The 11,110-nt window shown below is 71.6% G+C and carries 8 protein-coding genes; 3 read left to right on the forward strand and 5 right to left on the reverse strand.

Annotated elements, in window-relative coordinates:
• Positions 1-99 precede the first annotated feature (99 nt).
• Positions 100-1,407: an amino acid permease gene (locus ACIQOV_RS09740; protein WP_401046851.1), complete on the forward strand. Its 1,308-nt coding sequence runs from the start codon at positions 100-102 to the stop codon at positions 1,405-1,407.
• Between the two features lie 79 nt (positions 1,408-1,486).
• On the opposite strand, the gene ACIQOV_RS09745 is transcribed toward ACIQOV_RS09740, so the two are convergent.
• Positions 1,487-2,119 (reverse strand): DsbA family protein, encoded by a 633-nt coding sequence (locus ACIQOV_RS09745; RefSeq protein WP_380546617.1) that lies wholly within the window; start codon positions 2,117-2,119, stop codon positions 1,487-1,489.
• 223 nt (positions 2,120-2,342) lie between these two features.
• Here ACIQOV_RS09745 and pepN point away from each other — a divergent pair, with 223 nt between their 5' ends.
• On the forward strand, positions 2,343-4,937 hold the full coding sequence (pepN, locus tag ACIQOV_RS09750; protein ID WP_401046856.1) for an aminopeptidase N: 2,595 nt from the start codon (positions 2,343-2,345) through the stop codon (positions 4,935-4,937).
• Positions 4,938-5,089: 152 nt separating this feature from the next.
• Here pepN and ACIQOV_RS09755 read toward each other — a convergent pair whose 3' ends face one another.
• The 4 genes from ACIQOV_RS09755 to ACIQOV_RS09770 form a co-directional block, all read right to left on the reverse strand.
• Positions 5,090-6,397, reverse strand: coding sequence for a glycoside hydrolase family 18 protein (locus ACIQOV_RS09755; protein WP_380546613.1), 1,308 nt, complete (start codon positions 6,395-6,397; stop codon positions 5,090-5,092).
• A 202-nt stretch (positions 6,398-6,599) separates the two neighbouring features.
• Entirely contained in the window at positions 6,600-9,245 is a 2,646-nt protein-coding gene (gene acnA, locus ACIQOV_RS09760) for an aconitate hydratase AcnA (protein WP_401046859.1), read from the reverse strand.
• A 183-nt stretch (positions 9,246-9,428) separates the two neighbouring features.
• Positions 9,429-9,584: a hypothetical protein gene (locus ACIQOV_RS09765; protein WP_359909976.1), complete on the reverse strand. Its 156-nt coding sequence runs from the start codon at positions 9,582-9,584 to the stop codon at positions 9,429-9,431.
• Positions 9,581-10,672 (reverse strand): hypothetical protein, encoded by a 1,092-nt coding sequence (locus tag ACIQOV_RS09770; RefSeq protein WP_401046861.1) that lies wholly within the window; start codon positions 10,670-10,672, stop codon positions 9,581-9,583. The genes ACIQOV_RS09765 and ACIQOV_RS09770 overlap by 4 nt, the downstream gene beginning before the upstream one ends.
• 30 nt (positions 10,673-10,702) lie before the next feature.
• Here ACIQOV_RS09770 and ACIQOV_RS09775 point away from each other — a divergent pair, with 30 nt between their 5' ends.
• Complete coding sequence (locus ACIQOV_RS09775) at positions 10,703-11,050, forward strand: hypothetical protein (RefSeq protein ID WP_401046864.1); 348 nt, start codon at positions 10,703-10,705, stop codon at positions 11,048-11,050.
• The last annotated feature ends 60 nt before the right edge of the window (positions 11,051-11,110 follow it).

Consider the following 11,110-nt stretch of genomic DNA (forward strand, 5'->3'; position numbering starts at 1 on the left):
TGATCGCCCTCGGCGGCGTGATCGGCGCCGGCCTCTTCGTCGGCCCCGGCGTCGGGTGGTCAGCAGCTCTCGCACGGCCTGAAGCAGCGCCACCTGTCCATGATCGCCCTCGGCGGCGTGATCGGCGCCGGCCTCTTCGTCGGCTCCGGCGCCGGCATCGCGGCCGCCGGCCCGGCGATCATCCTGGCGTTCGTGCTCTCCGGCCTCCTGGTCATGCTGATCATGAGAATGCTCGGCGAGATGTCCGCCGCCCGCCCCGCCTCCGGCTCGTTCTCGGTGCACGCCGAGAAGGAGATCGGCCCCTGGGCCGGGATCACGGCCGGCTGGATGTACTGGGTGATGCTCTGCTGCGGCGTCGCCGCCGAGGCCACCGCCGCCGGGAAGATCGTCAACGGCTGGATCCCCGGCGTCTCCGCCTGGGTCTGGGTCGGCCTGTTCATGGCCTTCTTCTGCGCCAGCAACCTCACCGCGGTGAAGAACTTCGGCGAGTTCGAGTTCTGGTTCGCCGCGATCAAGGTCGCCGCGATCATCGCCTTCCTGGTCCTCGGCGGGCTCGGCATCGCCGGAGTGATCGGCCCCGGCGCCCCCGGCACGGCGAACCTCACCGGCCAGGGCGGCTTCCTGCCCAACGGCGTCGACGGACTGATCATCGGCCTGCTCGCCTCGGTCTTCGCGTACGGCGGCCTGGAGACCGTCACCATCGCCGCCGCCGAGTCCGACGACCCCAAGAAGAACGTCGCCAACGCCGTGCGCACCGCGGTGTGGCGGATCGCGATCTTCTACATCGGCTCGATGGCCCTGGTGGTCACCCTGGTCTCCTGGAAGGACCCGAAGGTCGTCGCCGACGGCCCGTACGTCACCGTGCTGAGCCACCTCGGGGTGCCCGCCGCCGGAACGATCATGCAGGTGGTGGTGCTGGTCGCGCTGCTGTCCGCGATGAACGCCAACATCTACGGCGCCTCCCGGATGGCGTACTCGCTGGTCGGCCGCGGCCAGGGCCCCAAGGCGCTGGCCAAGGTCAGCGGCGGGGTGCCGCGCAGAGCCGTGCTGATCTCCTGCCTGTTCGGCTTCGGCGCCGTGCTGGCGGCCAAGTTCTGGCCGGACACCGTGTTCACCTGGCTGATGAACACCACCGGTGTGGCGATCCTGGTGGTCTGGCTGTTCATCTGCGTCGTCCAGCTGCGGATGCGCCGCCGGCTGGAGCGCGAGGCGCCCGAGCTGCTCACCGTGAAGATGTGGGGCTACCCGTACCTCACCTGGGTCGCGATGGCCGCCGTGGCCGCCATCCTCGCCCTGATGACCACCACCGAGGGCAACCGCGACCAGCTGTACGCGGCCGGCGTGCTGGTCGCACTGCTCACCGTCGCCGGGCTGCTCAAGCAGCGCCGGGACGCCGCCCTGCGCTGACCTTCCCGTCCACGCACGGCGAGGGCCCGGTACCGATCGGTACCGGGCCCTGCCGCGTCTGCGGGGAACTACGTACGGCTCACTCGAAGGACGGGCCGGCCGTGCGGGTGCGCTTGATCTCGTAGAAGCCCGGGGTGGAGGCCACCAGCAGGGTGCCGTCCCACAGCCGGGCCGCGGCCTCGCCCTTCGGGGCGGGGGTGACCACCGGGCCGAAGAAGGCCACCCGCTCGCCGTCCGCGCCCTCGACCGCGATCACCGGGGTGCCGACGTCCTCGCCGACCAGGGTGATGCCCTCCTTGTGCGAGGCGCGCAGGGCGTCGTCGTAGGCGTCCGTGCCGCCCGCGTCGGCCAGCTCCGCCGGCAGGCCCGCGGCCACCAGGGCGGCCTCGATGGTCTCCCGGTTCTGCGGCAGGCCCTGGTTGTGGAAGCGCACGCCCAGCTCGGTGTAGAGCCGGCCGAGCACCTGCGGCCCGTGCTGCTCCGCGGCGGCGATGCAGACCCGCACCGCGCTCCAGGCGTTGTCCAGCAGCTCCCGGTAGCTCTCCGGGAGGTCCCGGTGCTCGTTGAGCACCGACAGGCTCATCACGTGCCAGCGCACGTCGACCGGACGCAGCCGCTCGACCTCGACCATCCAGCGGGACGTCATCCACGCCCACGGGCAGGCCGGGTCGAACCAGAAGTCGGCGGTCTTGCGCTCAGTGGCAGTCGTCACTGGTGGTGTCCTTCGTGAGGCGATCCTGGGCAGGGAGGAGTTCCACCCCCGGAACGCCAACACCCGCCCGGGGCCGCTGATTCCGGCGCGAACGCGGCGGCCTGTGCAATGGTACTGACGGCGAGCGGCGTGAAAGGATGACCCCGCGCGCGGGGCACACCCCGCGCGAGACCGCACCACCCACAGGCGCACCACCGTGCGAGCCGGACAAAGGAGTACCGCCGTGCCGGGCAAGAACCTCAGCCGCGACGAGGCGCAGCAGCGGGCCAGCATCCTGACCGTGGACGGCTACCGGGTCCGGCTGGACGTGACCTCGGCCCCTGACCGGGCGGCCGGCACCTTCCGCTCCACCACCACCGTCACCTTCCGCTGCTCCCAGCCCGGTGCCGGCACCTTCCTCGACCTGCTCGCCCCCGCCGTCCGCTCGGTCACCCTGAACGGCCGAGCCCTCGACCCGGCCACCGCCTACGACGGCGCCCGGGTGCACGTCGACGGCCTGGCCGCCGAGAACGTGCTGACCGTCGAAGCAAACTGCGCCTACAGCCGCACCGGCGAGGGCCTGCACCGCTTCGTCGACCCGGTGGACGGCGAGACCTACCTCTACACCCACTACGAGCCGGCCGACGCCCGCCGGGTGTTCGCGAACTTCGAGCAGCCCGACCTGAAGGCCCCGTTCACCTTCACCGTGACCGCCCCGGCCGGCTGGAACGTGTGGTCCAACGCCCCCCACGAGAAGGTCACCGAGCAGGACGGCACCGGGCAGGACGCCGCCGAGCAGGACGGCGGCCGCACCTGGGAGTTCGCGCCGACCAAGCCGATCTCCACCTACCTCACCGCCGTCGTCGCCGGCCCGTACCACGTCGCCCGCGACCACTACCGCCGCGAGCTGGCCGACGGCACCGCGCTGGAGATCCCGCTCTCCGCGATGTGCCGCCAGTCGCTGGCCCCGTACTTCGACGCGGACGAGATCCTCGGCGTCACCAAGCTCGGACTCGACTTCTTCCACGAGGAGTTCGACTACCCGTACCCGTTCGGCAAGTACGACCAGGCCTTCGTTCCCGAGTACAACATCGGCGCGATGGAGAACCCCGGCTGCGTCACCTTCCGCGAGGAGTTCGTCTTCCGCTCGAAGGTCACCGACGCCGCGTACGAGGGCCGGGCCAACGTCATCCTGCACGAGATGGCGCACATGTGGTTCGGCGACCTGGTCACCATGCGCTGGTGGGACGACCTGTGGCTGAAGGAGTCCTTCGCCGACTTCATGGGCTCCTACGGCCTGATCGGCGCCCGCACCCGCTACTCCTCCGCCTGGGTCACCTTCGCCAACCAGCGCAAGGCCTGGGCCTACCGGCAGGACCAGTTCCCCACCACCCACCCGATCACCGCGGACATCCGGGACCTGGAGGACGCCAAGCTCAACTTCGACGGCATCACCTACGCCAAGGGCGCCTCCGTCCTCAAGCAGCTGGTGGCGTACGTCGGGTCCGAGGCCTTCTTCGAGGGCGCCCGCCGCTACTTCAAGCGCCACGCCTTCGGCAACACCGAGCTGGGCGACCTGCTGGAGGTGCTGGAGGAGACCAGCGGCCGCGACCTCAAGGCCTGGGCCGCCGCCTGGCTCCAGACCTCCGGGGTCAACTCGCTCACCCCGCAGGTCACCACCGACGCCGAGGGCCGGATCACCGAGCTGGCGGTGCTCCAGGACGGCGAGGTGCTGCGCCCCCACCGGATCGCGGTCGGCCTGTACGACCGGGACGCCGACGGCGCCCTGGTCCGTACCGGGCGGATCGAACTGGACGTCACCGGCGCCCGGACCGTCGTCGCCGAGGCCGCCGGCCTGCCCCGCCCGGCGCTGGTGCTGCTCAACGACGACGACCTGACCTACTGCAAGATCCGCTTCGACGAGGAGTCGCTGGAGAACCTGCGCGCCGGCCTCGGCGACATCCGCGACGAGCTGGCCCGGGCGCTGACCTGGTCCGCGGTCTGGAACCTCACCCGGGACGGCCTGATGCCCGCCCGCGACTACGTCGCCCTGGTGCTGCGGTTCGCCGGCCAGGAGGGCAACATCGGCGTGCTCCAGTCGCTGCACGCCCAGGCCAAGACCGCCGTCGACCTGTACGCGGACCCGGCCTGGCGCGGCGAGGGCGGCCGGCTGCTCGCCGACGGCGCCCTGCGCGAGCTGCGCGAAGCCGTCCCCGGCAGCGACCACCAGCTGGCCTGGGCCCGCTTCCTCGCCCAGACCGCGGGCGGCGCCGAGCACCTCGGCCTGGTCCGCGGCCTGCTGTCCGGCAGCGCCCGGATCGACGGACTGGAGGTCGACCAGGACCTGCGCTGGTCGCTGTGGCTGGCGCTGGCCGCCTCCGGCCAGGCCGCCGACGAGGAGCTGGCCGCCGAACTGGCCGCCGACAACACCGCGAGCGGCAAGCGGCACCACACCCAGTGCCTGGCCGCCCGGCCCACCGCGGAGGCCAAGGCCGCCGCCTGGTCGGCCGTGATCGACTCGGACGAGCTGCCGAGCGCCCTGGTCGAGGCCAACACCGCGGGCTTCTCGATCCCCTCCCAGCGCGACCTGAGCGCCCTCTACGCGGCGCCGTACTTCAAGCTGCTGGAGCGGATCTGGGCCGACCGGACCATCGAGATCGCGATGCGGATCGTCGGCGGCTTCTTCCCGATCGCCCAGACCGACGAGCAGACCCTGGCCGAGGCCGACGCCTGGCTGGCCGGGCACCCGCAGGCCGCGCCGGCGCTGCGCCGTCTGGTACTGGAGCGCCGCGACGACCTGGCCCGCGCGCTGCGGGCACAGGCCTGCGACCGGGCCTGACGGACCGCCCCCGGGCCTGACCGGCCGTACGCCGAAAGGGCCTTCACCGCCACGGCCGGCTCGCCGGGACGGTACACGTCCGCGCGCGCAGCCGACGGCGTAGCGGGGGCCCGCCGCGGGTGCGTCCGCGGCGGGCCCTGGATGCGGGGCGGTCAGTCGCGGCGCAGACCGCGGTCCAGCGCGGCGATCGCGCTGCCCTGGGCGTCGTCGCCGTCCAGCGACCAGACCATCACCCCGGCCAGGTCGTTCCAGCGCGTGTACCGCGCCTTCTGGGTGAGCACCTCGGCGGTGTCGTAGCTGTAGAAGGTGGTGCCGTCGTACTTCCAGGACGCGCCGTGGTCACGGTCCAGGTAGACCTTGCCAGGCAGCGCGTTGATCTCCTGGTACGAGTGGTCGGGCGCGGCCGCGGTGGCGCTCTGGAAGAGGCCGCCGCGCTTGCCGGGGGCGACGCCGGTCCAGCCGTGGCCGTACAGCGGGGCGCCGAGGACGAGCTGCTCGGAGGGCATCCCACGCTCCTGGTAGTGCGTCACGGCGGTGTCGGCGCTGCGCCGGCGCGGGTCCGGGTCGGTCGGGTCGGAGTACAGGTTGGCCTGGTGGTTGGCCGGGCCCTTGCCCTCCCACGGACCGTGCAGGTCGTAGGTCATCACGTTCAGCCAGTCCATCGACTCGCTGAGCCGGGGCAGTTCGAGCCGGTCGGCGACGGTCTCGTTGGCGGCCACGGCGGCGGTCAGCAGGTAGTGCTTGCCCTTCCTGCCGCTCAGGGCGTCCAGCTGGTCGCGGAACTCCTGCATCAGCAGGGTGAAGTTGCGGCCGTCCTCGGGCCGGACCACGTTGCCCGCGTCCCCGCCGCCGCCCGGGTACTCCCAGTCGACGTCGATGCCGTCGAAGACGCCCGCGGCCGCGCCCTTGCCGCCCTCCGGGGAGCCGGCCAGGACCGGCACGTCGCCCTTGAGGTAGAGGTCGATGCAGGAGGAGACGAACTTCTTGCGGGCCTCGGGGGTGGCGGCCGCGTCGGAGAAGTACTTGGACCAGCTCCAGCCGCCCAGCGAGACGACCGTGCGCAGCTGGGGGTTCTTCGCCTTGAGCTTGCGCAGCTGGTTGAAGTGGCCCTTCAGCTTCTGGCCCGGGGCGTCGGCCACGCCGTCCACCGACTCGGCCGCGGAGAAGGAGCGCTGGTAGTCGTTGTGGGCGTCACCCTGGCCGGCCTCGTTGCTCTCGAAGCAGGTGCCCTCGGCGGAGACGTTGCCGAAGGCGTAGTTGATGACGGTGAGCCTGGCCGCCTGGCCGGACTCCTGGACCCGCTTGGCGGAGCTGTCGGCGCCCCACTGGGTGAAGTAGCCGACCCGCTGGCCCTTCAGCTTCGGGCCGTGCCGTCCGTCGGCGGCGTTGGCGGTGGCGGGGGCGGCGAGCAGCGCGGCGACGGTGGCGGCGGCGAGCAGGGCTGAGGCGCGAGTGGGCATACCGGACCTGTTCTCTGAAGCGACGTCAAATGGTCTGGACCAGATGAGAGAGAGGTTTAGTCCATCTGCCGTTCACCGCACAAGGGGGCGGGCCCGGTCGGTGCAGCATGCAAAAGAGGGGCCGGACCGCGATGTGCGGTCCGGCCCCTCCTCGGGCCCGTGCGGGACTCGGCCGCCGTGCCCGGTCAGCCGATGAGCCCGATCAGCCGATGAGCGAGCGCAGCACGTACTGCAGGATGCCGCCGTTGCGGTAGTAGTCCGCCTCACCGGGGGTGTCGATGCGCACGACCGCGTCGAACTCGACGTCACCGGCCTTGACCTTGACGGTCTTCGGGGTGCGGCCCTCGTTGAGCTCGGTCACGCCGGTGAAGGAGAAGGTCTCCTCGCCGGTCAGGCCGAGGGACTCGGCGTTCTCGCCCTCCGGGAACTGCAGCGGCAGGACGCCCATGCCGATCAGGTTCGAGCGGTGGATGCGCTCGTACGACTCGGCGATGACGGCCTTGACGCCCAGCAGCGCGGTGCCCTTGGCGGCCCAGTCGCGGGACGAACCGGAGCCGTACTCCTTGCCGGCCAGGACGACCAGCGGGATGCCGGCGGCCTGGTAGTTCTGCGAGGCGTCGTAGATGAACGACACCGGCGCGTCGGCCTGGGTGAAGTCGCGGGTGTAGCCGCCCTCGGTGCCCGGCGCGATCTGGTTGCGCAGGCGGATGTTGGCGAAGGTGCCGCGGATCATCACCTCGTGGTTGCCACGACGGGAACCGTAGGAGTTGAAGTCGCGCTTCTCGACACCGTTGGCGGTCAGGTACTGCGCCGCCGGGGTGCCCGGCTTGATGTTGCCGGCCGGGGAGATGTGGTCGGTGGTGACCGAGTCGCCCAGCTTGGCCAGGACGCGGGCGCCGGCGATGTCGGTCACCGGGCTCGGGGTCTTGGCCATGCCCTCGAAGTACGGGGGCTTACGGACGTAGGTGGACTCGGCGTCCCACTCGAAGGTGTTGCCGGTCGGGACCGGGAGCGACTGCCAGCGGTGGTCACCGGCGAAGACGTCCTGGTAGCCCTTGTCGAACATGGCCTCGTCGATGGAGCCGGCGACGGTGTCGGCGACCTCCCGCTCGGACGGCCAGATGTCGGCGAGGAACACGTCGTTGCCGTCGGCGTCCTGGCCCAGGGCGTCCTTGGTGATGTCGATGTTCATGTTGCCGGCGAGGGCGTAGGCGACCACCAGCGGCGGGGAGGCCAGGTAGTTCATCTTGACGTCCGGGTTGATCCGGCCCTCGAAGTTGCGGTTGCCGGAGAGCACCGAGACGACCGCGAGGTCGGCCTCGTTGACGGCGGCCGAGACCTCCTCGGGCAGCGGGCCCGAGTTGCCGATGCAGGTGACGCAGCCGTAGCCGACCAGGTTGAAGCCCAGCTTCTCCATGTACGGGAGCAGGCCGGCCTTCTCGTAGTAGTCCATGACGACCTTGGAGCCGGGCGCCAGGGTGGTCTTGACCCAGGGCTTGACGCGCAGGCCCTTCTCCACGGCCTTCTTCGCCAGCAGGGCGGCGCCCAGCATGACGGAGGGGTTGGAGGTGTTGGTGCAGGAGGTGATCGAGGCGATCACGACCGCGCCGTTGTCGATCTCGTAGGACGAGCCGTCGGGGGCGGTGACGGCGGTCGGCTTCGAGGCCTCGGCGGAGTAGGTCGGCAGCGCCTCGGCGAACCGCTCGGCGGCCTCGGCCAGGATCACGCGGTCCTGCGGGCGCTTCGGGCCGGAGATCGACGGGACGACGGTGGAGACGTCCAGCTCCAGGTACTCGGAGTAGACCGGCTCGTGCGACGGGTTGTGCCAGAGACCCTGCTCCTTGGCGTACGCCTCGACCAGGGCGAGCTGCTGCTCGTCGCGGCCGGTGAGCTTCAGGTAGTTGATGGTCTCGGCGTCGATCGGGAAGATCGCGCAGGTCGAGCCGAACTCCGGCGACATGTTGCCGATGGTGGCGCGGTTGGCCAGCGGGATGGAGCCGATGCCGTCGCCGTAGAACTCGACGAACTTGCCGACCACACCGTGCTTGCGCAGCATCTCGGTGATGGTGAGCACCAGGTCGGTGGCGGTGGTGCCGGCCGGCAGCTCGCCGGTCAGCTTGAAGCCGACGACGCGCGGGATCAGCATGGAGACCGGCTGGCCGAGCATGGCGGCCTCGGCCTCGATGCCGCCGACGCCCCAGCCCAGCACGCCCAGGCCGTTGACCATGGTGGTGTGCGAGTCGGTGCCGACGCAGGTGTCCGGGTAGGCCTGGCCGCCGCGGACCATGACGGTGCGGGCCAGGTGCTCGATGTTCACCTGGTGGACGATGCCGGTGCCCGGCGGGACGACCTTGAACTCGTCGAAGGCGGTCTGGCCCCAGCGCAGGAACTGGTAGCGCTCCTTGTTGCGGCCGTACTCGATCTCGACGTTCTGGGTGAACGCGTCCTTGGTGCCGAACTTGTCGGCGATGACCGAGTGGTCGATGACCAGCTCGGCCGGGGCCAGCGGGTTGATCTTGGCCGGGTCGCCGCCCAGCTCCTTGACGGCCTCACGCATGGTGGCGAGGTCGACCACGCACGGCACGCCGGTGAAGTCCTGCATGATCACGCGGGCCGGCGTGAACTGGATCTCCTGGCTCGGCTGGGCGTTCTCGTCCCAGGCCCCGAGGGCGCGGATGTGGTCGGCGGTGATGTTCGCGCCGTCCTCCGTGCGGAGCAGGTTCTCCAGCAGCACCTTGAGGCTGTACGGCAGCCGCTCGGAACCCTCGACGGCGGAGAGCTTGAAGATCTCGTACGACTCGTCGCCCACCTGCAGCGAGCTGCGGGCGTCGAAGCTGTTCGCGGACACGACTGACTCCTTCTGGGTGCTTCGTGCGATATCCGGCCGTCACGCGGTGGTAAGGTCACCCTTACTTAGGCTGACCTTGCCCGCATCGCCGGCGAGCGCCTCTCGGCAAGTATCTTGATGTCGAGATATATCGTAAAGGGCAGTTATCTCGATGTCGAGATAAACCATAGTGCATGCCGTGGCTCACCGGTCGTCCGGGCCGCGCCGCTTGCGCTCCAGCCTGATCAGCCACACCGCACCCGCCACGACAGCCGCCGCCACCAGCAGCACCACCACAAGCTCACCACCGGAACCGCCGGTCGGCGAGGGGGCGATGTCGGCCAGCCGGATCGTCGTCACTCTTCCTCCTCCGTTCGCGCCCGGTTCGCTCCCGGGCCCAGAACCAGCATCAGCAGCACCGGGAACTCCAGATAGGCGTGGTAACTCGCCAACGCGGCGTACACCGACCGGCCCCGGGCGTAATCCACCGCGAACAACAGGGCCAGCAGCAGCCCCAGGACCGCGCCCAGCCCCCAGGCCCGCACCCCGCGCAGCCCCGGCACCCGGGCGTCGAAGCGCTCCGCCGCCTCCGGCGCGTACCGCGGCAGGAACCACACCCAGACCACGTAGTGCATCGACTGGAGGAAGGCGAACACCGCCAGGAAGCGCAGCCCCGCCTGCGGCGTCAGCAGGGCCGGCGGGGTGTACACCGCCGCCAGCCGGTCCGTCCAGCCACCGGGGCGCTCGGACAGCAGCCCGTCCAGCAGACCGCTCAACAACAGGGCCGGCACCAGCAGCACCCAGGCCGACTGCAACGCCAGGAACGCCGCACGGCCCCGCGCCAGCCGGCGCGACCACTCGGCCAGGAACAGCAGCGGCACCACGTTGTGCAGATGGGCCAGCACCACGAAGTGGTACGCGGGAAACGCCAGCGAGGCCGCGCCGGCCACCCCCAGCAGCACCACGCCCGCGAGCAGCAGCCGGGGACGGCCGCGCAGCCCGTACCGGCAGGCCGCCGCCAGCAGGCCGTACGCGAGCAGGACCTCCGCCGACTGGGCGGCCCGCGAGGGCGGCAGCAGGCGGCACAGCACGATGCCGGTCACCAGCGCCAGCAGCAGCCGCAGCAGCGGGCCGGTCAGCACGGCGGCGAAGCGGCCGGCCACGTAACGCAGCTCCAGCACGTTGTGCAGCAGGCCGAAGACGGCCAGGCCCAGCACCGCCAGGCCGGTCGGCGCCCGCAGCGCCAGTGCCAGGGCGAGGACGGCCGACAGGGCGAAGCCCGCGAACGGCGCGACGCCGGGCCGGGCGGCCGGGCCGGGCGCGGGCCAGGCGGTTCCCTCGGCGTCTGCGGTTCCTGCGGCGCCGGGGGCGCTGGTGGCGCTGGTGGCGCCGGGGACGCCGGGGACGCCGGGGGTGCCGGTGGTCGCGCCCGCGCTCGTGGTCGCCATGCTCCCCCTCTCCGTGGCACGATCCCCGCCGTGCGCTATCCGGTGGCCCTCGCCCTCACCCTGCTGACCGAGACGCCCGTCTACACCGCCGCCCTCGTCCGCGTGGGGCGGATCCGACCCGGGCGGGCGGCCGCGGCCGCCGTCCTGGTCAACCTGGTGACGCACCCGCTGCTCTGGTGGACCCTCCGGCACTGGACCGACGGGCCGGCGGCAGCGTACTGGACGGGCTTCACGCTCGGCGAGGCCGCGGTCTGCGCCGTCGAGGCGCTGCTGCTGGGCCCGCTCGCCGGGCTCCGCCCGCGCGACCCGCTGCCCTGGCTCGCCGCCGGCACCGCCAACGCCGCCTCGCTGCTGGCCGGACTGCTGATCCTGTCCTGACCGCCGCCCCGCCCCCGCCCCGCCCCGCCCCGCCCCGCCCGTGACGCGGCTTCCGGGCCC

Source organism: Kitasatospora sp. NPDC091257, assembly GCF_044757675.1.
GTDB lineage: Bacteria > Actinomycetota > Actinomycetes > Streptomycetales > Streptomycetaceae > Kitasatospora > Kitasatospora lactacystinica.

Bases quoted from the DNA above. Each gene is read 5' to 3' on its own strand.
- ACIQOV_RS09740 (WP_401046851.1), top strand. From the start codon at position 100: ATGATCGCCCTCGGCGGCGTGATCGGCGCCGGCCTCTTCGTCGGCTCC.
- ACIQOV_RS09755 (WP_380546613.1), bottom strand. From the start codon at position 6,397: ATGCCCACTCGCGCCTCAGCCCTGCTCGCCGCCGCCACCGTCGCCGCG.
- ACIQOV_RS09770 (WP_401046861.1), bottom strand. From the start codon at position 10,672: ATGGCGACCACGAGCGCGGGCGCGACCACCGGCACCCCCGGCGTCCCC.